At 58.3% G+C, this 23390-nt stretch carries 22 protein-coding genes and 1 tRNA gene; 8 read left to right on the top strand and 15 right to left on the bottom strand.

The genetic code is table 11. The annotated features are described in order from the left end of the window. Positions 1-2: 2 nt before the first annotated feature. The 6 genes from ribH to glyA are packed head-to-tail and all read right to left on the bottom strand — an operon-like array spanning position 3 to position 5195. The gene (gene ribH, locus NOR51B_RS07760; protein ID WP_009021419.1) at positions 3-485 is read right to left on the bottom strand and encodes a 6,7-dimethyl-8-ribityllumazine synthase; all 483 of its coding nucleotides are present in this window, start codon (positions 483-485) and stop codon (positions 3-5) included. 19 nt (positions 486-504) lie between these two features. After that, positions 505-1626: a 3,4-dihydroxy-2-butanone-4-phosphate synthase gene (locus NOR51B_RS07755; RefSeq protein WP_009020146.1), complete on the bottom strand. Its 1122-nt coding sequence runs from the start codon at positions 1624-1626 to the stop codon at positions 505-507. Next, positions 1619-2275 carry a riboflavin synthase gene (locus NOR51B_RS07750; protein ID WP_009019766.1) on the bottom strand — a complete coding sequence of 219 codons (657 nt, stop codon included), beginning with the start codon at positions 2273-2275 and terminating at the stop codon, positions 1619-1621. The genes NOR51B_RS07755 and NOR51B_RS07750 overlap by 8 nt, the downstream gene beginning before the upstream one ends. Positions 2276-2285: 10 nt before the next feature. Further along, complete coding sequence (ribD, locus tag NOR51B_RS07745; RefSeq protein WP_009018821.1) at positions 2286-3401, bottom strand: bifunctional diaminohydroxyphosphoribosylaminopyrimidine deaminase/5-amino-6-(5-phosphoribosylamino)uracil reductase RibD; 1116 nt, start codon at positions 3399-3401, stop codon at positions 2286-2288. Then, positions 3398-3871, bottom strand: coding sequence for a transcriptional regulator NrdR (nrdR, locus tag NOR51B_RS07740; RefSeq protein ID WP_009021271.1), 474 nt, complete (start codon positions 3869-3871; stop codon positions 3398-3400). Before nrdR ends, ribD begins: the two co-directional genes overlap by 4 nt. Before the next feature lie 25 nt (positions 3872-3896). Continuing rightward, on the bottom strand, positions 3897-5195 hold the full coding sequence (gene glyA, locus NOR51B_RS07735; RefSeq protein WP_009021551.1) for a serine hydroxymethyltransferase: 1299 nt from the start codon (positions 5193-5195) through the stop codon (positions 3897-3899). A 187-nt stretch (positions 5196-5382) separates the two neighbouring features. On the opposite strand from glyA, the gene NOR51B_RS07730 reads away from it, so the two are divergent. The 4 genes from NOR51B_RS07730 (at position 5383) to ettA (ending at position 10025) form a co-directional block, all read left to right on the top strand. Next, the gene (locus tag NOR51B_RS07730; RefSeq protein ID WP_040481927.1) at positions 5383-6723 is read left to right on the top strand and encodes a UDP-glucose dehydrogenase family protein; all 1341 of its coding nucleotides are present in this window, start codon (positions 5383-5385) and stop codon (positions 6721-6723) included. Continuing rightward, positions 6723-7181 carry an ATP-dependent zinc protease family protein gene (locus tag NOR51B_RS07725; protein WP_009021266.1) on the top strand — a complete coding sequence of 153 codons (459 nt, stop codon included), beginning with the start codon at positions 6723-6725 and terminating at the stop codon, positions 7179-7181. The genes NOR51B_RS07730 and NOR51B_RS07725 overlap by 1 nt, the downstream gene beginning before the upstream one ends. After that, entirely contained in the window at positions 7178-8251 is a 1074-nt protein-coding gene (locus NOR51B_RS07720; RefSeq protein ID WP_009021249.1) for a succinylglutamate desuccinylase/aspartoacylase family protein, read from the top strand. The genes NOR51B_RS07725 and NOR51B_RS07720 overlap by 4 nt, the downstream gene beginning before the upstream one ends. Before the next feature lie 109 nt (positions 8252-8360). Beyond that, entirely contained in the window at positions 8361-10025 is a 1665-nt protein-coding gene (gene ettA, locus NOR51B_RS07715) for an energy-dependent translational throttle protein EttA (RefSeq protein WP_009021265.1), read from the top strand. 7 nt (positions 10026-10032) lie between these two features. Here ettA and gdhA read toward each other — a convergent pair whose 3' ends face one another. Then, positions 10033-11379 carry an NADP-specific glutamate dehydrogenase gene (gene gdhA, locus NOR51B_RS07710; protein WP_009020195.1) on the bottom strand — a complete coding sequence of 449 codons (1347 nt, stop codon included), beginning with the start codon at positions 11377-11379 and terminating at the stop codon, positions 10033-10035. Positions 11380-11404: 25 nt separating this feature from the next. Further along, positions 11405-12784 carry a DNA repair protein RadA gene (gene radA / locus NOR51B_RS07705; protein ID WP_009019033.1) on the bottom strand — a complete coding sequence of 460 codons (1380 nt, stop codon included), beginning with the start codon at positions 12782-12784 and terminating at the stop codon, positions 11405-11407. A gap of 99 nt (positions 12785-12883) precedes the next feature. Here radA and NOR51B_RS07700 point away from each other — a divergent pair, with 99 nt between their 5' ends. Further along, a complete protein-coding gene (locus NOR51B_RS07700; RefSeq protein ID WP_009019771.1) occupies positions 12884-13963 on the top strand; it encodes a DnaT-like ssDNA-binding domain-containing protein in 1080 nt (359 codons plus the stop codon). Continuing rightward, positions 13866-14555, top strand: a complete 690-nt coding sequence (locus tag NOR51B_RS07695) for a replication protein P (RefSeq protein ID WP_040481926.1) — start codon at positions 13866-13868, stop codon at positions 14553-14555. Before NOR51B_RS07700 ends, NOR51B_RS07695 begins: the two co-directional genes overlap by 98 nt. A 46-nt stretch (positions 14556-14601) precedes the next feature. Here NOR51B_RS07695 and dnaB read toward each other — a convergent pair whose 3' ends face one another. The 7 genes from dnaB to rnr all read right to left on the bottom strand — a co-directional run bounded on the left by dnaB (position 14602) and on the right by rnr (position 21591). Next, positions 14602-15999 carry a replicative DNA helicase gene (gene dnaB, locus NOR51B_RS07690; RefSeq protein ID WP_009019300.1) on the bottom strand — a complete coding sequence of 466 codons (1398 nt, stop codon included), beginning with the start codon at positions 15997-15999 and terminating at the stop codon, positions 14602-14604. 131 nt (positions 16000-16130) lie between these two features. Further along, complete coding sequence (rplI, locus tag NOR51B_RS07685; RefSeq protein ID WP_009020775.1) at positions 16131-16580, bottom strand: 50S ribosomal protein L9; 450 nt, start codon at positions 16578-16580, stop codon at positions 16131-16133. Positions 16581-16640: 60 nt separating this feature from the next. Then, positions 16641-17492 carry a hypothetical protein gene (locus NOR51B_RS07680; protein WP_230198427.1) on the bottom strand — a complete coding sequence of 284 codons (852 nt, stop codon included), beginning with the start codon at positions 17490-17492 and terminating at the stop codon, positions 16641-16643. 33 nt (positions 17493-17525) lie between these two features. Beyond that, positions 17526-17753 carry a 30S ribosomal protein S18 gene (rpsR, locus tag NOR51B_RS07675; protein ID WP_009020607.1) on the bottom strand — a complete coding sequence of 76 codons (228 nt, stop codon included), beginning with the start codon at positions 17751-17753 and terminating at the stop codon, positions 17526-17528. A gap of 2 nt (positions 17754-17755) precedes the next feature. Further along, positions 17756-18199, bottom strand: coding sequence for a 30S ribosomal protein S6 (rpsF, locus tag NOR51B_RS07670; RefSeq protein ID WP_040481925.1), 444 nt, complete (start codon positions 18197-18199; stop codon positions 17756-17758). A gap of 143 nt (positions 18200-18342) precedes the next feature. Beyond that, on the bottom strand, positions 18343-19101 hold the full coding sequence (gene rlmB, locus NOR51B_RS07665; RefSeq protein ID WP_009020416.1) for a 23S rRNA (guanosine(2251)-2'-O)-methyltransferase RlmB: 759 nt from the start codon (positions 19099-19101) through the stop codon (positions 18343-18345). Positions 19102-19107: 6 nt separating this feature from the next. Further along, positions 19108-21591 carry a ribonuclease R gene (gene rnr / locus NOR51B_RS07660; RefSeq protein WP_009019333.1) on the bottom strand — a complete coding sequence of 828 codons (2484 nt, stop codon included), beginning with the start codon at positions 21589-21591 and terminating at the stop codon, positions 19108-19110. A 378-nt stretch (positions 21592-21969) separates the two neighbouring features. Between rnr and NOR51B_RS07655 the strand changes: the two genes are divergently transcribed. Together NOR51B_RS07655 and NOR51B_RS07650 are read left to right on the top strand one after the other, a co-directional pair. Then, positions 21970-22056 (top strand) — tRNA-Leu (locus NOR51B_RS07655). A 195-nt stretch (positions 22057-22251) separates the two neighbouring features. Beyond that, positions 22252-23229 carry an SDR family NAD(P)-dependent oxidoreductase gene (locus tag NOR51B_RS07650; RefSeq protein WP_009019150.1) on the top strand — a complete coding sequence of 326 codons (978 nt, stop codon included), beginning with the start codon at positions 22252-22254 and terminating at the stop codon, positions 23227-23229. Positions 23230-23390 lie beyond the last annotated feature (161 nt).

Here is a 23390-nt window from a genome sequence, read left to right as displayed (position 1 = left end):
CCTCAAGCCTTTAACGAGGTCATAAGGTTGACCATTTCCAGCGCCGTAGTCGCCGCTTCGGCTCCCTTGTTTCCTGCCTTGGTGCCCGAGCGCTCTACCGCTTGCTCAATGGAGTCCACCGTGAGAACGCCAAATGCAATGGGCTTCCCGGTATCCATGGATACCTGCGCCACGCCCTTGGTGCATTCACCGGCGACGTATTCGAAATGGGGAGTGCCTCCACGAATCACGGCGCCAAGTGCAATGATGGCATCGCAATCAATATGGGCCGCCGCCTGTTGGCAGGCCATGGGAATTTCAAACGCACCGGGCACCCGGATAATGTGCATCTGGGAATCACTGATGCCGTGGCGGCGCAGGGTGTCGATGGCACCGTCGAGAAGGTGCTCCACGACAAAGCTGTTCCACCGTGCAACCACAATGGCATAGTTGCCGCCGTTACCCTGAAGTGTACCTTCCGTCGTTTTAATTCCTTCGCTGCTCATCAAAGCCTCCTCGCAATAACTAGTGATCCATGCCGGGATTGACGAAATCCACGACCTCAAGACCAAATCCGGACAGCGCATTGTACTTGACCGGGGCGCTCAGTAGTTGAATCTGACCAACACCGAGATCACGGAGGATTTGTGCGCCGAGTCCCACCGAGGCATAGCCATCCGCCGACTGCAGTTGGTCCCCGCCTCCATTACCCAGCAGTCGATCGACACCTGCCAATAGCTCATCAGGGGTTTCTGGCCGACTGATCAACACCAGAACCGCCCGCTCAGCACCGGCCAGCTTTTGCAAACTGTCGTCGAACCGCCACGATGCCCGATCGCTCAGGGTGGTGCCCACCAGATCGCGCAGGGTGGAGGTCACGTGCACACGCACCACGGTGGGATCCTGTTCACGGATCTCACCCCGACTGAGGGCCAAATGCACCCGGCCCTGGGTATGTTCGCGGTATACCGTGAGCTGCATGGCGCCGTGGGCGGTGTCAATGCTGCCCTCGCGGATTCTCTCAACGGTGCATTCATTGGCGAGCCGAAAATGCACCAGATCAGAGACCCGGCCGACCTTGAGCCCGTGCTCACTCGCGAAATCCAGCAATGTATTACCCTCAGCGACCTCCCCCCGGGGATCGAGTACCTCAGCGAACACGGCTGCAGGCATCAAACCCGCGCAGGCCGCAAGATCGGTGGTCGCCTCCGCGCTGTCGACCCGATTCAGCACGCCGCCCTCGACCGCCGCGATGGGGAAAATATGCCCCGGCTGAACCAGATCGGATGGGGTCGCATCCTGCGCGACTGCCACGCGCACAGTGCGTGCACGATCGACTGCCGATATGCCCGTATCAATGCCAGTGGACGCCTCGATAGAGAGCGTAAAGGGCTGGGCTTCCTCATCCCCCTCAACCATCAGGGGAAGACTGAGCTGCTGACACCGAGCTGCTGTGAGTCCGAGACAAACAAGGCCCCTGGCCTTGCGCGCCATAAAGGTGATGTGTTCGGGAGTGCACAACTCTGCCGCAGCGACCACCAAACCCTTTGCGCTACCGGCGCTATTATCGATCTGCAATAAAACCGGGCGACCGTAGCGCAGCTCACTGAAAAGCTCCTCTGACGAAACAATACGTGAGTCATTCATTCAGATAACCCGCCTCTTTGAGTGATGAAAGGGACAATCCTTGCGTCACGGGGGTATCACGATCCATCAGAAGTCGTTCCAGATAACGCGCGATCACATCGACTTCGAGGTTAACGCGGCTGCCCGGTTGATACTCACCAAACACCGTTTCCTGCAGTGTCTGCGGGATAATATTGAGCTCAAAGCGGCCCCCGTGGACGGCATTGACCGTCAAGCTGGTGCCATCGACACAAATGCTGCCCTTGTGGGCGATATACCGAGCCAGATCGGGTGGCGCTTCAACCGAGTAACGCCAGGAGCGCGCATCCTGATCCACAGCGACGACCTCGCCAACGCCATCCACATGGCCACTGACAATATGTCCGCCCAGCCGTGACGCCGGGGTCAGGGAGCGCTCCAGATTCACCCGATTTCCGGGCTTCTTATCGCCGAGGGTGGTGAAATTCAGCGTCTCTACCGAGACATCGGCCCAATAACCATCTCCGGGCAATTCGGTGACCGTAAGACAGGTCCCGCTGGTGCAAATACTGTCGCCCAACTGCACATCAGACAGATCCAGCTTACCCGTGCGGATACGCAACCGAAGGTCGCCGCCCCTCGGTTCCATCGCCGCAATCTCGCCTACCGCCTCTATAATTCCTGTAAACACGTTGTCTCCATTAACTGATCACCCGCGCCGTAATGCGAAGGTCATTACCGACGGGGGTAACATCCTGGTACTCAAGCGCCACCGCCTCGGCCAACCGATCGATAGACAGCGCCGCAAGCGGCCGTGCGGTGTCACCAAGCAGCTTTGGCGCCTGATAGAGAACCACTTCGTCAACCAGCCCTGCTTTGAGAAAAGCCGCCGCCAATGTGGGCCCCACTTCCAGGAGCACTTCATTGATACCGCGCGCACCCAGTTGCATCAGAACTGCCGATAGGTCCAGGCGACCGTCGTGCCCAGTGGCGTTACTCGCGACCTCAACCTCCCCGGCATAGTCCGGGGCATCGACATCGGGAGCAGTAATAATCAGGGTCGGAGCTCCCGTTGACGTGATGCGCGCGTCCCCGGGAGTTCGGCCGGCACTATCGAGCACGACACGCAGTGGCGGCTTGACCACCGCCCGCCGACGCGCATCCTCGTCCAGAGAAAGTGACTCCGACCGCACCGTCAACGCACAGTCGTCGGCCAGTACGGTACCGATTCCCGTGACAATGGCACAACTCTCTGCCCGAAGACGCTGAACGTCAGAGCGCGCCTCAACGCCCGTGATCCACTGGCTCTCGCCGGAGGCCATGGCGGTTCGACCATCGAGGGAAGCCGCCATTTTGAGCCTTACCCTCCCCCAGCCGCGCTGCATGCGCATCAAAAACCCCGCCATCAGGTCGCTGGCCTGTACCGCCAGAACACCGACAGAAACCTCAATACCCGCCGCGCGTAGCCGATCAATACCCCGCCCATCCACCGCGGGATAAGGGTCGCCTACCGCGACCACCACGCGGGTAAGACCCGCATCGATAAGCGCATCCGCACAGGGGCCGGTTCGCCCGGTGTGAGCACAGGGCTCCAGGGTCACATAGGCGGTAGCGCCGCTGGGATCGGCAGTCGCATGCTCAAGGGCTTCAATTTCCGCATGATTTCCGCCCGCAGGCTGGGTAAAGCCTTCACCGATAACCTTACCCTCATGCACCAGTACACAACCCACATGCGGGTTTGGTGTTGCCCAGAAGCGCGCCTCACCGGCGAGCGCCAGTGCACGCGCCATGTAAATCTCGTCGGCACTGGTGTTCACGGGTTGTCGGTTTCTGCAGGCTCGGATTCGAGCCGCTCGATGGCGTCGCGAAATTCAGACAGGTCCTGAAAGCTGCGATAAACCGATGCAAAGCGGACATAGGCCACCTGATCAAGACGCTTCAGCGCCGACATCACCAACTCACCGAGCTCACGGGATGGAATTTCCCGCTCCCCGGTTGCGCGCAGTTCATGCTTGATCTGATCGATCCGGGCTTCGATTTCTTCAACCGGCACCGGCCGCTTTTCCAGCGCGCGGGCAAATCCTGATCGCAGCTTGACCTCGTCAAAAGGCTCGCGAATACCGTTTTGCTTAATAACCCGAGGCATTACCAGCTCGGCTAGTTCGTAGGTTGTGAATCGCTCCTTACAACCGAGGCATTCGCGCCGGCGACGCACCTGGCCGCCCTCGGCAACCAGACGCGAATCGATAACCTTGGTGTCATCAGCCGAGCAGAAGGGACAATGCATGGCAGTCTACCGCTCGAACCGGACCTCAGGCACCGTAAACCGGGAAGCGACTACAGACCTCGAGTACCTTTCCCTGAACCTCGGCGATCACTGTTTCTGCGTTGCCTTCCTCGAGTGCTGCCAAGACATCGCACATCCAGTGGGTGAGTGCAGCAGTCTCGACCTCACCGAACCCACGGGTGGTAATGGCCGGCGTGCCCAATCGCAGACCCGAGGTCACAAAGGGCGATCGCGGATCATTGGGAACGGCGTTTTTATTCACAGTGATATTGGCATGACCGAGAGCCGCATCGGCATCTTTGCCAGTGTAAGGCTTGCCAATCAGGTCGAGAAGCATCAGATGGTTATCGGTGCCGCCGGAAACAATCCGATGCCCCCGCTCGATAAAGGTAGCTGCCATTACCCGCGCGTTATCGATGACCTGCTTTTGGTAATCGACGAACTCGGGCTCCATGGCCTCCTTGAACGCCACCGCCTTACCGGCTATCGCGTGCATTAACGGACCGCCCTGGGCTCCCGGAAATATCGCTGAATTAAACTTCTTCTCCAGCGCCTCGTTGGCTCGAGCGAGGATTATGCCGGAGCGCGGACCGCGAAGGGTTTTATGGGTCGTGGAGGTGACCACATCGGCATGGGGCACCGGATTCGGATAAACACCAGCAGCCACCAAACCGGCGACATGAGCCATATCCACCAGTAAATAAGCGCCCACCGAATCGGCGATAGCTCGGAAGCGCGCCCAGTCCATGACCCGGCTGTAGGCTGAAAACCCGCCAATGAGCAGCTTGGGCTGATGTTCTTTGGCCATGGCAGCCAGTACGTCATAGTCGACTTCACCGGTCTCATGATCGATCCCGTACTGAACGGCATGATAGATCTTTCCCGAAAAATTGACGCTTGCACCATGGGTGAGATGGCCCCCATCGGCGAGACTCATTCCCATCACCGTATCACCGGGCTCGAGTAAGGCCTGAAAAACCGCCAGGTTGGCCGACGATCCTGAGTGGGGTTGGACATTGGCATAATCGGCGCCGAACAGCTTTTTGGCACGTTCGATGGCCAGCATCTCGGCGATATCAACAAATTCGCAGCCACCGTAATAGCGCTTGCCCGGATAGCCCTCGGCATATTTGTTGGTCAACACCGACCCCTGTGCTTCCAGCACTCTCGGGCTCGCGTAGTTTTCCGAGGCTATCAATTCCACATGCTCTTCCTGACGACGCGCCTCAGCACTCATTGCCGCCCAGAGTTCCGGGTCGAACGCTTCGATGGTCTGCTGCTCAGTGTTCAAAAAGCTGGTCAGGGACGTAGCGAGTTGGTTCATGACTGTACCTTGCGGTTACCGAGAAGACGCGCGCCCGCGCGACCCGACTCGTAATGGATTTAAGGGGCTGTATTTTACTCGAATGGCCGCCGATCCGTAACCACTGACTGTGTCAAATACCGGGCAGCTCATTTATAGTGTGCCCGCGACTATTTACGTGTATTCACCCCAAAATCGAGCGACCACAATGAAAATCAGTATTTTCGGCAGCGGCTACGTCGGGCTGGTCCAGTCCGCCATCTTCGCTGACGTGGGACATCGTGTGACCTGTATGGATGTGGACGCAGACCGTATTGAGCGACTGCGTCGGGGCGACATTCCCTTCTTTGAGCCTGGCCTCGAGGCTAAGGTCATCAGCGGTGTAGAGCAGGGGCTACTGTCATTCACCGCCGATGCGGCAGAAGCGGTCGGCGCCAGTGATTATCTGTTTATCTGCGTTGGAACGCCTGCCGGGAGCGACGGCAGCGCCGATCTCCGCTATGTGATGTCGGTCGCGGATTCCATTGCCCAACACATGGAGGGGCGCAAGGTCGTGGTTAACAAATCGACGGTGCCCGTGGGAACGGCGGACGCGGTGGAGGCCAGAATTAGCGAGGGTTTGACAGCCCGGGGGGTGAGCCTGCCCTTTGAAGTGTGCTCAAACCCAGAGTTTCTCAAAGAGGGCGCCGCCGTCACTGACGCCATGAGCCCCGATCGAATCATTGTCGGCGCGCGCTCAAAGGCTACGATTGATGAGTTCAGGCAAATGTACCGGGCCTTCAACCGCAACCACGAGAAACTGATGTTTATGGATCCACGGAGTGCCGAACTGACCAAGTATGCCGCCAACGCGATGCTGGCTACAAAGATCAGCTTCATCAACGAGATTGCCACGATTGCCGAGGCGGTGGGCGCGGATGTCGAATCGATTCGCAAGGGAATCGGCGCCGATCCGCGGATCGGTTATCAGTTTATCTACCCGGGAGCGGGTTATGGCGGGTCCTGTTTCCCGAAGGACGTGCTGGCGCTGCGGCACCTCGCTGAAGCACAGGGTTGCCCGGCACAGATCCTGTCTGCGGTTAACGACACCAACCAGCGCCAAAAACAGAAACTGGGGCAGCGATTGATCGCGTGTCTGGGCGAAGATCTTTCGGATTGCACAGTCGCGGTGTGGGGGCTGTCCTTCAAGCCCAATACCGACGATATGCGCGAAGCGCCGAGCCGCACCCTGATGGAAACCATCTGGGCGCACGGTGGAAAGGTTCAGGCGCACGATCCGCAGTCGATGGCGGCGTGTCAGGCTATCTACGGTGATCGCGACGATCTGATTTACTGCGAGAACAAAGACGATGCGCTTGCCAACGCCGACTGCCTCGTGGTGTGTACCGAATGGAAGACCTTTTGGTCCCCCGACTTTGACACCATAAAGCGCACGCTGAAGCACCCCATTATTATCGATGGTCGCAACCTGTATGACCCGGGTCAGCTGGAGGCTCTGGGCATACACTACTATGCGATCGGCCGCGGCAGATCGGTGGTGCAGCACTGATGGCTGAGCGACGGGTTATTGGCTGGCGGGAATGGGTCGGGCTTCCTGATCTCGGCATATCGGCAATCAAGGCAAAGGTTGACACTGGTGCTCGAACCAGCTGTATCCACGCCTTCTATACCGAGCGCTTTGAAAAGCAGGGCGCTGAGTGGGTACGCTTTGGTGTGCATCCGGACCAGGGCAGTGGCGATCTCGAAATCCATTGTGAAGCCCCGCTTCTGGACCACCGTGAAGTCACGGACTCAGGGGGCCATCGGGAGAAGCGGCTGGTGGTCGAATCCCGGGTCGTTATTGGCGCGCTCACCAAAACCATCGAGCTTACCCTCACCGACCGGGATACCATGCGTTTCCGCATGCTGCTGGGACGGACGGCGATCCGACGCGGCTTTTATGTCTCGCCAGGACAATCCTTTCTACTGGGTGGGAAATCTAAAACACCCCCGGATTTTTTATCGTGACCGGTTCCAGGGCAAAGCCCAGCGTTGGCCCGCTGACCATCGGCAATACCGAGATACAGCCCGGTGAAACGCAAACCGTCCAGATTGGTCTACCACCCACGTTTTCCAGTGACGACCTGTCGATGGATGTACACGTCACCCGCGGCGTCAGAGAGGGGCCGACCCTGTTCGTCTGTGCGGCGATTCATGGGGATGAGATCAACGGTATCGAGATCGTTCGCCGGGTACTCCGCCATATCGATCCGCGGCGACTCAGCGGCACCCTGCTGGTGATACCGATTGTCAATCTTTACGGCTTCAACAACCAGACCCGGTACCTGCCCGATGGCCGGGATCTGAACCGTTCTTTCCCGGGCTCTCCCAACGGCTCGCTTACTGCGCGACTGGCCGATACCTTTCTGAACGAGGTCGTCAGCAAGTGCACCCATGGTATCGACCTGCATACCGGGGGACGCCACCGATCGAACTTCCCGCAAATCCGCGCCCAGCTGGACAACGAGGTGGTGCGAGGTATGACACGAGCCTTCGGCGCCCCGCTTGTCATCAATTCTCAGGAACGGGACGGATCCCTGCGACAGTGCGCAACAGCAATGGGGGTTCCTGTGATTCTCTACGAAAGCTGCGAAGCGCTGCGCTTTGATGAAGTGTATATTCGAGCGGGCGAAAAAGGCGTACTCGATGTCATGCGTCATCTCGGCATGTTGCGAAAAACTCGCTCCAAAGCCAAACAGGCGCCTATCGTATCCAAGGAGTCACGGTGGGTACGCGCGCCGAGTAGCGGCGTACACCGCGTATTGGTGGCACTTGGCGCTCAGGTCGAACGCGACCAGGTGATCGGTGTCGTCGCGGAGCCCCTGGGGGAGAATGAGGTCGAAGTTCGCGCTCCGGTGGCAGGGATTATTATTGGACGGTCCAACCTGCCTTTGGTCTACTCTGGCGACGCGCTGTTCCACATCGCCCGGGTAAGCTCCAGCACCGAGTTCGAGTACGAGGATTATCATGAGGACTTGCTGTCCTCGGATTACAATCACCCGGAAGACGAGCCCTCTTCAGCCCCCATTGTTGGTTGAATGCAGCCCGTGATGGCCATCGCCCCCGCCTATCAGTGGGCCTTACGGCTGGTACACCAGCTTTGCTATTCTCCCACTCCCGCAAACAGTTAATCAGGAAGTAGTTTTCATGGCGCAATACGTCTACACGATGAACCGCGTCGGCAAGGTTGTGCCGCCGAAGCGTGAAATCCTCAAGGACATCTCGCTGTCATTTTTCCCGGGGGCCAAAATCGGGGTGCTGGGGCTTAACGGCGCGGGCAAATCGACGCTGCTCAAGATCATGGCCGGACTGGATACCGACATTCAGGGTGAGGCGCGACCACAGCCGGGGATCAATATCGGCTATCTGCCGCAGGAACCCCAACTCAATCCCGACAAAGATGTGCGGGGTAATGTAGAGGAGGGGTTACAAACCGCCCTCGATGCACTGGCCGGCCTCGAAAAGGTCTATGCCGACTACGCCGAGCCCGATGCCGATTTCGACGCTCTCGCCAAAGAGCAGGCGCGACTTGAGGACATTATTCAGGCCACTGACGCCCACAACATAGAGACCCGACTCGACATTGCCGCGGATGCGTTGCGTCTACCCCCCTGGAATGCGGACGTGACCAGGCTGTCCGGGGGTGAAAAGCGGCGGGTTGCCCTATGCCGATTGTTGTTGTCGGAGCCCGACATGCTACTTATCGACGAGCCCACCAACCATCTCGATGCCGAATCCGTCGCCTGGCTGGAACGATTTCTTGAAAGCTTCCCGGGCACAGTGGTCGCCATTACCCACGACCGTTACTTTTTGGACAACGTTGCCGGGTGGATCCTCGAACTCGATCGCGGTCATGGCATTCCCTATGAGGGCAACTACTCGACGTGGCTCGAAGCGAAGGATGCACGACTCGCACAGGAGTCCCGTCAGGAGGCCTCTCGCCAGAAAGCCATCAAGGCGGAGCTCGACTGGGTACGCAGCAATCCCAAAGGTCGTCAGGCCAAGAACAAGGCGCGCCTGCAACGATTTGAGGAGCTGCAGTCCCAGGAATTCCAGAGCCGTAATGAAACCAATGAGATTTACATCCCACCGGGTCAGCGACTCGGCGAAAAGGTCATTGAAGTCAGCGGGTTACGCAAGACTTTTGGTGATCGTCTGCTCTTCGACAATGTCAGCTTCGTGGTTCCCAAAGGCAGTATCGTTGGCATTATCGGCGCCAATGGCATGGGTAAGTCCACCCTGTTCAAGTTACTGATGGGCGATGAGCAACCCGATGGCGGCGAGATTGTGATTGGTGAAACCGTCGACCTCGGCTACGTCGATCAATCCCGCGACCATCTCGATGGGAGCAAGACGGTGTGGGAGGAAGTCTCGGATGGCCAGGATATTATGCGTATCGGCAGCTATGAGGTTCCCTCGCGCTCCTATGTCGGGCGCTTTAATTTCAAGGGTTCTGACCAGCAGAAGTTCGTCAAGGATCTGTCGGGTGGTGAACGCAACCGCCTGCATCTGGCCAAACTCCTGAAACAGGGCGCCAACGTGCTGCTGCTCGACGAACCCACCAACGATCTGGACATAGAGACATTGAGGGCGCTGGAAGAGGCGCTGCTCACCTTCCCGGGCTCTGCGATGGTGATCTCACACGACCGCTGGTTCCTCGATCGTATCGCGACCCATATCCTCGCCTATGAGGATGATGGATCGGTGATTTTCCATGAGGGCAACTTCACCGATTACGAGGAAGATCGGCACCAGCGACTGGGCGCTGCCGCCGACGTTCCGAGCAGGGTCAAACACCGCAAACTGATGTAACCGGTAGTCAGACCACACCAAAATCGAGCATGGCGTCGGCGACCTTGATGAAGCCGCCAATATTGGCGCCTTTGACGTAGTCGACGTGATCTTTTTCCTGCCCGTACTCGACACACTCGCTGTGGACCTTGCACATGGTCTTGCGCAGTCGGTCCTCGAGGTCTTCTCGAGTCCACGCCATTCGCATGCTGTTCTGGGACATCTCAAAACCTGATACTGCAACGCCCCCGGCGTTGGCCGCCTTACCCGGTCCGTAACTGATTTTAGCCTCGCGAAACAGTCGGATCGCACCTTTGGTGCTGGGCATGTTGGCGCCTTCGGCGACCCCGATGCAACCATTCTGCAAAAGGCACTCGGCATCATCCTCACTGAGCTCGTTTTGCGTGGCGCAGGGAAAGGCCAGATCGCAGGTCACCGTCCAGGGCGGGGAATCGGGATAAAAATGGGCATCCGGGAATTCCTCACAGTAGGCTTCAATGCGTCCCCGGCGTCGGAATTTCAGATCCTTGAGCCACGCCAGTTTGTGGGCATCGATACCGTCCGAGTCGTGTATGAAGCCCGAGGAATCCGACAGGGTAATCACGTGGGCACCCAGCGAAATGAGCTTCTCAGCGCAGTACAATGCGACATTGCCACTGCCCGAAATGACGCAGGTTTTCCCCTCAACCGAGTCACCGCGATGCTCCAGCATCTCCTGCATGAAGTAGGCGCATCCATATCCGGTGGCCTCGGTGCGTATGAGGCTGCCGCCAAAGGAGAGCTCCTTACCCGTCAATACACCGGCAAACTCCTGTGACATACGCTTGTATTGACCAAACAGATAACTGATCTCACGGGTGCCCACACCGATGTCCCCGGCGGGAATGTCACGATTGGGACCGATATGATGAGACAGCTCGGTCATAAACGCCTGGCAGAAGCGCATGACCTCCCGGTCAGACTTGCCCTTGGGATCAAAATCAGCGCCACCCTTGGCAGCACCCAGCGGCAGCGTGGTCAGACTGTTCTTCAGAACCTGCTCGAAGCCAAGAAACTTGAGAATGCTCAAATTGACCGAGGGGTGGAAGCGCAATCCGCCCTTATAGGGTCCGATCGCGTTATTGAATTGAACGCGATAACCGCGATTAACGTGGACTTCACCGCGATCATCCTCCCAGGTCACGCGAAAGATAACCGCCCTGTCAGGCTCTGTCAGGCGGGTGATTACCGAGGATTCAAGGTATTCAGGATTGGCCTGGGCAAAAGGAATAACCACTTCGGCCACCTCCTCCACCGCCTGGTGAAATTCAGTCTCCCCGGGATTCCGACGGATGAGATCGGACATAAACGATTCCAGGGTTAATTTTTCCGCCATGATTTACTCCGTTGATAAATGGGGCTCAGTCGAGCACAGCAGCCAGCGCCTCATCGAGCCGGGTTACCGGAACGACCTCGATACCGGCGACCGCATTCTTTGGCGCATTGGCGCGGGGTACGATAGCGCGTTTGAAGCCGTGTTTGGCTGCTTCCGCCAATCGTTCTTGCCCGCTCGGTACCGGCCGGATTTCACCCGACAGGCCCACCTCACCAAAGACCACCAGATCCCTCGACAGCACTCGATTCCTGAGACTGGAAACAATGGCGATCAGTAATGCCAGATCTGCACTGGTCTCGAGCACGCGCACCCCACCGACCACATTCGCAAAAACATCCTGGTCACCCACCTGAATGCCACCGTGACGATGCAGCACCGCAAGCAGCATGGCCAATCGATTCTGTTCAAACCCCACCGCGACGCGACGAGGATTACCCAGAGAGCTGTCATCGACCAGGGCCTGAATCTCGACCAGCAGCGGCCGGGTTCCCTCCCAGACCACCATGACCGTGGTACCGGGTGCAGCCTCCTCTGAGCGGTCGAGGAAAATAGCCGAGGGATTTTTGACCTCGCGCAGGCCGGTATCCGTCATGGCAAATATGCCCAGTTCATTCACGGCACCAAAACGATTTTTGTGTCCCCGCAGAATGCGAAACCGGGAGTCCTGTTCTCCTTCGAGCATGATTGAACAATCAATCATATGCTCAAGTACCTTGGGACCTGCCAGACTGCCTTCCTTGGTCACGTGGCCGACCAGTATCAGTACCGTGCCGGTTTGCTTGGCCAAACGAGTCAGCATTGCAGCGCATTCGCGAACCTGCGACACACTTCCCGGGGCCGAGGTGACCTCTGCACTGTGGACCACCTGTATCGAATCAACCACCAGCAATTCGGGCTTGTGCTGCTCGGCGGCCCCCATTATCGCGTCGATATCGGTCTCGGCCATCAACTGCAGCGACTCGGCCGGCAACCCCAAACGCACGGCGCGCATCGCGATCTGCTGCGGCGACTCTTCGCCGGTGACGTACAGGGCGGAGCGGCTTCGCGCCAGGTGACACAAGGTCTGCAGTAACAGTGTGCTTTTACCGGCTCCCGGATGACCACCAATCAAAATCGCCGACCCCGGTACCAGGCCCCCGCCGAGCACGCGATCAAGCTCGTCGAATCCACTGGAGAACCGTGGCAACGCAACCAGATCAATATCCTGCAGACGCTGCACCGCGGCGGTCGATCCAGCAAATCCTCCGCGCGCCGTCGTCGCCTTGCGCTGGCTGGAGGAGGTAGCAGCGCCAATCCGAATCTCGGCCAGGGTATTCCAGGCGCGACATTCCTGACACTGCCCCTGCCACTTGCTGTAGTCAGCGCCACAATCGTTACAAACGAACGCTGTTTTGGCCTTGGCCATGGAATCTCCCCGTTTTTTAGCGAGCCCGGTGCGAAGTCTCTACAATGCAGCGGACAAGGCCGGTATGCTAGCAGACCGAGCAACCGCGATAGGCAAACAATGAGTACCAGTTCAGTCATTCCTGACCGACAAGCGACTTTTTCGCCCGATCTGGCCGCGACGATTGGCCTCGAAGAGGCCGTTCTGTTGCAGGCGCTGGGTAACCGCTTGCCTCGAGAAGGCGGACGCTGGCATGCGCTGGTACTCTCGGCACTGGTTCGGGAGTATCCGTTTTGGAGTGCCGGCCAGATTCGCAGACTGCTGCAACGCCTTGCGGACCTGGGCATTATTACCCTGCTTGCCGGCGATGATGGAAACAGTGTTCGCATCAGTATCACCCCCGCCGCAAGCGATGGTGGTGCCGGACACGCCCCTTCCAGCCCGCCTACACCGCCAACGACTACCCATGAAGGCGTTCGCTGGACACCGAGCAACGCACTGCTTGACCTGCTGTCAATCAACCACGGTATCGATCGGGACTTCTCACAGCGCCTGGCTCGCAGTTTTGACCCGGGTGCCGGTGATCATACGACGGACAATCGGTTCAGACAGCATGTCCTCAGCGCCTGGCGAGAGCAACAACCCCACCACAGCGCGTTCCAGATCAAGGAGCCCCCCGCCTTTGACCGCGACTGGCAGCCCAGTGCTGACGCCATGGAAATCATGAGCCGTGCCGATATCGACCCGGAGTTTATCGACTCACTACGGGCTGAATTCATCCTTTACTGGCGTGAGCGCGGCGGCCCGCCCAAAGAGGTCAACAGTAAATTTATCGGCTACGTGCGCCAGCGATGGGCGCGATTCAGCGCAAGCCTGCACCACAGTACCGAACCACGGCCGATGCCCGAGCAATGGCAACCGGACGAAAACGTATATGACATCTTGAGAATGGCGGGGGTAGATCGGGAATTCGCGGTCGCCCTCGTCCCGGAATTTGCACTCTACTGGCGCGACAGCAATGAATTGCATACATCCTGGAACAGCAAATTCCTGCAGCATGTAAAGCATCAGTGGCGCTGGTCACAACAGAGGGGAAACGACCATGGCGGACAGCAAGCCCATCGGCAAGGTGGCCCGGGCGGTCGCACCAAAGACCGGAGTATCGCCGAAGACCTCGAAGACACCACCTGGGCCAACTGAATCAGAACCGGCAGATACCGACAATCGGCGGGAACTTGTTGATGCGATCAATCAGGTCTTTGCACTCTTCCGACTGAACTATCACAACCAGTTTTACGCGGCCTTCCCCGACGCCGAGCAGCTCAAGCAGATCAAGCGGCTCTGGCTAGAGGCCCTCGCTGATCACCCACCGTCAATGATTCTCAGAGGCGCCAAGCATGCGATAGAGAGCTGCGACTACTTGCCGACACTTAACCGCATGTTCGAAGCCTGTATTCAGGGACTGTCAGACGCGGGGCTACCCTCTCCCCGGGAAGCCTATTTCGAAGCCTGCACCGCCGCCTCACCCAAAGCGGATTACCCGTGGAGCCACCCCGCGGTTTACCTTGCCGGGCGTGACAGCGATTGGTTTTTCCTTGGCAACAACCCGGAGCGCACAACCTGGCCCGTATTCCGCAAGCACTATGAGCGCTACGTGCTGAAAGCGCTGCAGGGAGAGATACTCACCGTGCCCGACCGAGCGGCCATCACGGGTCCCGACAGCACCTCATCGATGACGGTTGAGGAGCGCAAAGAAGCACTGGATAAACTCCGGCGGGAGACGGGGTTATAGCCGGCCTGGGGCCCATTGAATCTCGAACGGTAAGTGCCGCGAAGCACTAATAATCGCTGTAATCCGAGCGCGCCAGGTTATCGAACCGGGTGAATTCACCCTGAAACGCCAGCTTGCAGGTACCGATAGGTCCGTTCCGCTGTTTGCCGATGATAATTTCCGCTACCCCCCGATCCGGCGAATCCTCGTGGTACACCTCATCGCGGTAGATGAACATGATCACATCGGCGTCCTGTTCAATCGCTCCGGATTCCCGAAGATCAGAATTCACAGGCCGCTTGTTGGGCCGTTGCTCCAGCGAGCGATTCAATTGCGAAAGGGCCACGACGGGACAGCGAAACTCCTTGGCAATTGCCTTCAGGCTGCGTGAAATTTCAGAGATCTCCGCGGTGCGTCCCTCGGCGGCACCGGCCACCCGCATCAGCTGCAGGTAATCCACCATGATCATACCCAGATCACCATGCTCCCGGGCGATCCTTCGCGCACGCGACCTGAGTTCTGTCGGGGTCAGGGCCGGGGTATCGTCGATATGAACATTGGCGTCCTTCAGTCGGTTCATGGCAGCCGACAACTTGGGCCAGTCCTCCTGCTCCAGCTTCCCGGTGCGGACACGGGTCTGGTTGATTTTGCCCACCGAGGAGAGCATACGGATCACCAGTTGTTCCGCAGGCATCTCCATCGAGAAGACCGCCAGTGGCTTCTCGGTGTGATCCACCGCGTTCTCGATCAGATTCATGGCAAAGCTGGTCTTGCCCATCGAAGGACGACCGGCGACGATGACGAGGTCGCTGTCCTGCAAACCCGAGGTCATGCGATTGAGATCAATGAAACCGGTGGTCAGCCCTGTAATGTCACCACCGGAGTTGAAAAGATCTTCGATCCGCTCGAGTGCTCCTTCCAAAAGCGGTTTCATGCCGCGGGGGCCACCCATTTTGGGCCCTTCCTCGGAAATTTGCATGATGCGCCGCTCGGCCTCATCAACCAGTTCTTCGGCGCTTCGCCCTTCGGGATGGTATCCGGTGGCCGCGATATCCTGCGCCGCGCCAATCAGCTTCCTCAGCACTGCTCGCTGGTGCACGGCCGCGGCGTAGGCACGGATATTGGCAACCGTCGGCGTCTGTTCTGCCAATTCAGTGAGGTACTGGTGGCCGCCTGCGGCCTCCAACTCACCCGTGGCCATCAGCCGATCGGCGACGGTCACGACGTCGACAGGCTCTGAGCGATCGATAAGCTGGGCGATTTGACGAAATATAGCGCGATGTTCGGGTCGGTAAAAATCGCTGGCGGTCACCATCTCAGCGATGGAATCCCAGCCTTCGGCCGACAACAGGAGACTGCCGATAACCGATCGCTCGGCCTCCAGCGAATGGGGCTGCATGCGCAGACGAGCAACATCGGCGTCCTGCCCACGCGAAAACTCTATCGAAGCCCCTGGATCGCTCATAACCGGCTGTAATCCGTGATTACCTGGAAGATGCCCAGACTAGCGGTATTTGCGCCGGGACTGAAGCCCCCGCGGCGAGAAGCGCGCCATGGCCCTTATGCCAGACGCTGAGTTCAGACAACAGGTATGTCTTACTCGGGCACTACCGCGACGGCGATGTTGGCGGCAATGTCGCCGTGGAACTGGATCATGATTTCATACTCGCCCAGATCACGGATCACACCTTCGGGCAACTTGACTTCGGACTTGTCGATTTCGCAGCCCGCCGCTGTGACCGCCTCGGCGATATCGCGGGTTCCTACCGAACCAAACAGCTTGCCTTCTTCACCGGCAGTCGCAGCAATCTCAATACGCTCAATTTTGGCGATAACATCGGCACGCTTTTGCGCTTCAGCGAGGGCCTCCGCAGCCGCCGCTTCCAGCTCTGCGCGTCGCGCCTCGAACTTGGCCACATTGTCCTTGGTCGCCGGGACAGCTTTGCCCTGCGGGATCAAAAAATTACGCCCATAACCTGGCTTCACATCCACCTGATCACCCAGTGAACCCAGGCTACCTACATTTTCCAGCAGAATGACTTCCATCGCTCTCTTTCCTTTTTCGGGCACGCCCGATTATCAACAACAAACTGAAAGGGATTGCCCCTAGGCGCTTCCCCCGCCCGGTGGCATCTGCCATCGGGCTCTGAAATCTATAAACGTGTCAGCAACAACGACCGCCAACAACACCATCTTCGCCGGGTCAATAAGCAACCACAGCATGTAAAACAAAATCAGCCAGGCCTTACCCCGACCCTTGGCATGAGCATTGGCATGCACCAGCGCAAAGCCCCAAAACGTCAACGGCACCGCCGCAAGAACCGCCCACCCTGCGTAGTCTGGGCCCAGAGACCACAGCGCCACAGCCATCGCGGCCAAACCCAATGCCGCCGCCATTGGCAGCCGCAGCGTCCGAAACTCGGTCCCAAACCCTCCCGGGTTGTAAAGAGCCGACTGCCAATACCGGGCCAGCAACAAACTGAGCACCGACATCATCGCGTTACCTGCCGCGAAAATTCCGACCAGCTGCGCCACCGTTGGCGCACGCAGGTTGACCGGCGCCGCTCCAGGCTGCTGCAGGCCGGCCTCGACCTGCTGCAGTAACTCAGCAAACACCGCTGCGATCTGCGCCAGAAAATCGGCGCTGAACAGCAGTAAACTGCCACCGGTTAATAAACCGACGACCACACTGGCCAATACAGCCAGTGCCAAACTCACACTGATGCGAAGCAGCAGTGCCAGCGCAAACGTACCCGTCAGCAGCAGCACATTCCCCGCATCACCCGTGACGTAGGTTGCCACTGCCGCAGGTAGCAGTGCCCAAAACATCAACCAGATCCCGGGTCGAACGCCCTTTCGCAGTGTCACCAGCGCCACTGCAGCAGCGCTGATCCAGCCGAACAACACGCTACCCGCTCCGAGTACCGCGATGGCCAGCGCCTGCCAACGGCCGCGCATAATAAATTCGGCGAGGCCACGCACCGGGTTAACTCAGCTGTGCGAATCCGAATACGGCAACAACGCGAGATAGCGTGCGCGCTTGACTGCAGTAGCCAGCTGACGCTGGTACTTGGCTTTGGTACCGGTGATTCGGCTGGGAACAATCTTGCCGGTTTCAGTCACGTACTGCTTGAGGGTCTCAAGATCCTTGTAATCGATCTCCTTGACGCCCTCAGCGGTGAATCGGCAGAACTTACGTCGTCTAAAAAAGCGTGACATGGCTATTCCTCGCTGGCTTCTGTGGCTGTTTCTTCGCCACTGTCGTCTGACTGGGCATCGTCGCGGGATTCGCGCTTTTCGGTGGCCTGACGCTCCTGATAGCGGCTCTTGCGCTCACGATCTTCTTTTTCCGCTTTCATGATCAGTGACTCTTCAGCCACCGGCTCATCACGACGAATAACCAGATTGCGAATGACGGCGTCATTGAAACGGAAGGTGGTAGTCAGCTCTTCCATGGCCTCATTGGACGCTTCAACGTTCATTAAGACGTAGTGCGCTTTGTGCACTTTATTGATGTGGTAGGAAAGCTGACGGCGTCCCCAGTCCTCGAGCCGGTGCACCGTGCCACCGTCTTTGGTGATGACGTTGGTATAGCGCTCGATCATGCCAGGAACTTGTTCGGATTGGTCTGGATGGACCATGAACACGACTTCGTAGTGTCGCATTGACGTACTCCTCGTGGGTTAGTGTCGCCCGACCACGGGTGGCGGTGCGACAAGGAGAATGAACCGCTCGGCGGCTCTTCTGATTTTCTGAGGCGCGGAGTCTACCTAGGGGTCAGACGTAATGCAATGCTCATTTGTTGCGCCTAATCTACTGCCGACGTGCCGACAGAGCGCTGACGAACCGCTTCAAAAAGGCAGACACCGGTCGCCACAGAGACGTTAAGACTTGAAACCTCGCCCGCCATGGGCAGATACACCAAAAAATCACACTGCTCCTGGGTCAATCGGCGCATCCCCTGCCCTTCCGCGCCCATGACCAGAGCGATTGGCCCCGCGAAGTCCTGGGCGTATAGCGACTGCTCGGCATCACCGGTGGTACCGACCACCCAAACCCCCTCAGCCTGAAGCGCCGCAAGTGTCCGCACCAGATTGGTCACACGCACAAAAGGCACCGCTTCGGCAGCCCCGCAGGCTACTTTGCGGACGGCGGGCGTCAGATCGGCACTGTTGTTTTTGGGCACAATGACTGCCGTCACACCGGCGGCGTCTGCACTGCGCAAACAAGCCCCAAGATTATGGGGGTCGGTCACTCCGTCCAGCACCAACAACAGTGGCGTCGATGTCTCCGCAACTCGTTGCATTAGGCCCGCCTCATCCAACGGTGGGCCATCGGCACCCTGCTCGATCTCAGCCACCACCCCCTGATGACGCCCGTCGACCAAACGGTCGAGTTCCGTTCGCGGGCGGCGCTCGATGGTTACCCCCTGATTTCGGGCCAGGGTTTCGAGCTCCCGCATACGTTTGTCGTCGCGGCCCTTCTGCAGCATGACCCGCAGTAGCGCCTCGGGGCGGTGCTTTAGCGCGCTCTCAACGGCGTGCAGGCCAAAAATACGCTCACTCATAGGTCTTCAGGACCGCTTGCGGGTACCGCGCCTGCCCTTGGCGGGCGATTTTTTGGTGGCTTTTTTAGCTGCAGGCTGAGTCTTCTTCTGTCCCTCCGCTTTTTTCTGGCCTTCCCCTTTCTTTCCCGGCTTGCCAGCGCCGCGTCGGCTCCGCCCTTTGGGCTTGCCTTTCTTGGCGGCAGGCTTCTCGCCTTCAGAGGACACCCCGTCGCTGTCCGGGAATTCAAGATCGATTTTTCGATCGTCGAGATCAACACGCGCCACCTGAACCACCACCGGTGTTCCGAGCTGATAGACACGACGGGTTCGCTCACCGATCAACCGGTGCTTGACCGTGTCGAACTGGTAATAATCTCCCGGCAATGCACTGATATGCACCAGGCCTTCGATATACAAATCGGCCAGCTCAACGAAAATGCCGAAGTTGGTCACCGCTGCGACAACGCCACTGAATACCTCACCCACCTTATCCCGGAGAAACTCGCACTTCAGCCAGGCCTCAACTTCACGGGTGGCTTCGTCGGCTCGACGCTCGCTGGCTGAACACTGCTCCCCCAGTGCCGACATATCGGCGGCCGTGTAGGGGTAGATACTGGACTTTTTCAGGGCCGACACTCCGGGCAGTCGCCTGACCTGCTGCAACGGTATGTCCGAGCGAATCAGGTGGCGTATCAGGCGGTGAACCAGCAAATCCGGATAGCGGCGAATCGGCGATGTAAAGTGGGCGTAAGCATCGTAATGAAGACCGAAGTGACCGCCGTTGTCGGGCTGATAAGCCGCCTGGCTGAGCGACCGCAGCATCATGGTCTGGATGATATGGCCATCCTCGCGATCACCGGTGAGAGCGAGCACCTTTTGATAGTCCTCTGGCGTGGGGGTTTCCCCACCGGGAAGATCCAGCGCCAGCTCACCGAGAAAAGCGCGCAGGTTCTCGAGGCGCTGGGCACTCGGCCCCTCGTGCACCCGAAACAGCGCGGGAATACCGCTGTCATCCAGAAACCGGGCGGTCGCCACATTAGCAATCAGCATGCACTCTTCAATCAGTTTGTGAGCGTCATTACGTGTTACCGGCACGATCGCCTCTATCTTACGCTCGTCGTTAAAGACGATTCGGGTCTCGGTCGTCTCAAAATCTATCGCACCACGGCGATCGCGCGCCGCCCGCAGGATCTTGTAAAGATCATGCAATCGCATCAAGTCAGGAATGTACGCCTGCTTCACATCGGGGTGAGTGCCCTCGGCGAGCACAGTTCCCACCTCGGTGTAGGTCAACCGGGCATGGGAATGGATAACACTCTCATAAAAGACGCTATCCAGCAGCTGGCCATCCGCCCCAATCGACATCTCGCAGACCATGGCCAGTCGATCGACTTTCGGTTTTAACGAACAAAGCCCGTTGGAGAGTACCTCGGGGAACATGGGGACTACCCGCTCCGGGAAGTAAACCGAGTTGCCGCGCTCGGCCGCCTCCTCATCCATGGCCGACCCCACCGCCACGTAATGGGATACATCGGCAATCGCCACCCACAGCCTGAATCCCTGACCCTCGCGCTCACAGTAGACGGCGTCGTCAAAATCTTTCGCGTCTTCACCATCGATGGTAACAAAGGCCTTCTGGCGCAAATCGACCCGGCCCTCTTTATCTTTTGGCGTTGGCTCATCCCGAAGCGATGCCGCTTCCGCGAGCACCTCGTCGGGCCATTCATACGGGATGCCGTGCGAGCGGATCGCGATATCGATTTCAAGACCCGGGTCGAGGTGATCGCCGAGAATCTCGGTAATTTCGCCCTTGGCCCCGAGAATCGCGGTGGGATAGTCGGTGATGGTCGCCGTGACGACCTGTCCGGGCTTGGCCTTCTTTTTACGCTTGGGCGGAATCAGTAAATGAGCGGTGATTCGGTTGTGGTGGGGCACGACATAGCCGATACCACCCTCTTCGACATACCGCCCCACAATTTCAGCGTGGGCGCGTTCAAGCACTTCGACAATCTGGCCCTCCGGTCTGCCCCGTCGATCCTGACCGATAATCGCAGCGAGTACCTTGTCACCATCAAATACGCGCTGCATTTGACGGTTGTTGAGAAACAGGTCATCGCCACCCTCCTCGGGCTTGGCAAATCCATAGCCGTCGCGATGCCCTATCACTCGACAGGTCTGCAGATTCATTCGAGTGGCCAGACCAAACTTGCCACGGCGATTTGCCATCAACTGGCCATCGCGCTGCATCGCCCCGAGGCGACGCTGTAACGCAATACGTGCGTCCTCGTCTTCAAGCTGCAGCGCCGCGGTCAGCTGCTCAAAGCCCATAGGGCCCTCCGCCGCGTCCAGTAAACCGAGAATCACTTCCCGACTCGGAATGGGGTTGTCGTAACGCGCAGCTTCGCGCTCAGCATGGGGGTCAACGACCCCGGATTGCTTTTTACCCCGGGACTTTTTCTTCGGGGTCTCGTTCTTCAGGGTTTCGGTGTTTTTGTCGTGATCTTTGGGCAAAGTAACTTCCAGGGTGACTAAGAGGGCGCGCGACAGGCGCGATTAAAGCGGCTTTGACCTCAGCACGGGCTCCGCAGGGCGTGGCTACAAAACGCTGCGGATAACTCGCGAGGAGGGGCGCCGCCTTGAGGTGGCTCGGCCGTAAGCAGGCCGATACCTTCAGCTTATGTGAAAAGCCGCGCGTTTGCATGTAACTTTTGACGACTCCAGATCAACGGTTAAAAGCGAGCGGCGACATTGAAGGCGTGGGGGGGGGGGAAGCCGTTAATGGGTGTTGCAGGGTGTACCAGAAGTCCCCTGATCGGATTGTGTAACCGTTGACAACCCCATTGCCCGCCGCTAGTCTTCGCAGCCTCTGTTTTTCAGAGTTCTCCCCCTGCCCAGGTGGTGAAATTGGTAGACACGCTAGCTTCAGGTGCTAGTGCTCGCAAGGGCGTGGAGGTTCAAGTCCTCTCCTGGGCACCAATCTTCAATACCCAAGAATGCCCTAAGCCGCACCGGCGGCGTCCGCTACGAGGGCGGTGAGTACCCACGCTCAGTTACCGATCCAGCAGCCCATATCGGACGCTTTCATTACTCCACCACGTGACTTTCACGCGTGTACTGAGATAATGATCACGAGTACTCCGACGCCAAAAATTTAATAATAGAGAGAAAACTATGACATCAGTCCTGCTTTTCACCGGCGCATTTGTTTGGATCATTATTGTTCTGGCGCTCGCAAGTCGCGTGTGGCGCGCCTTTCGCGAAAAGGCAGAGTTGGATGTCGCCGACAAGACCATTGTCGTCACAGGGTGTGATTCGGGTTTTGGGGAGGGCGTCATGCAGCGACTCATTGGGCGAGGCGCTAACGTGGTTGCGCTGACCTACACCGAAGAAGGCGCAGCCGCCGCGCTGGATTCAGGTGCAAAAGCGGCCCTCGCCTGTGATCTGGGCAATCCTGCCGGCCAGCAATGGGCGATAGATTTCATTCATCAGCATGCCGGCGAAGAACTGTGGGGGATCGTCCACAGTGCGGGCATCGCGCTACCGGGTTTTGTGGAGTACCAGCCGCTTGCCAACTATCAGCGCACCCTCGATGTGAATTTCATGGCAATTGTTGCGCTCAACAAGGCAATCATCCCCGCCATCAAGAAAGCAAAAGGCCGTATCGTTATGATTTCAAGCGTTGACGGTATTGTCAGTCTGCCCGGCAACGCACCCTATGACGCGGCAAAATTCGCGCTGGAGGGCTATGCGGATGCATTGCGTATGGAATTATCGTTTTGGGATGTCTCGGTAAGCGTGGTGAATCCATCGACCATGAAAACGCCACTGGTTATGCAGTTTTTTGAGTCACACCGACCGACCTGGGAGGCGCAACAACGCGAGGACCCCAATGGCAGTTGGCAGCAGGCCTATCCCGCCGACTGGCTGAACGAGTATATTGCGGTCAACACACCCAATCTCGAGCGTATTGCCGATGACCCGGCAGTGACCGTCAAAGATCTGGAGCATGCGCTCATCGCCCGCTCGCCGCGACACCGCTACCTCTCCGGGAAATTCGCTAAGACGTTTTTCAGAGCCTTGTGGCTGATGCCAGAGCGATGGGCCCATGCTATCAAACTCAAGACGATCCAGCCCGAGCCGCGGCGTTGATCCCAATCCTTTGAGTCGCGCGTGATACAAAGCGCGTCTCTAGAAGGAACGGTCACCCACATCGGAACCATGCGGCCTTCTGTGCGCCGGGCAGCACTTAACCGTGCACCTTAGACCGGCGCACTTTGGTCTAAAGCCTGGATAGTACCGATCTGGATTCC

The sequence above is a fragment of the Luminiphilus syltensis NOR5-1B genome, from assembly GCF_000158175.1.
Lineage (GTDB): Bacteria > Pseudomonadota > Gammaproteobacteria > Pseudomonadales > Halieaceae > Luminiphilus > Luminiphilus syltensis.
This window is presented reverse-complemented; position numbering and strand designations above follow the sequence as displayed.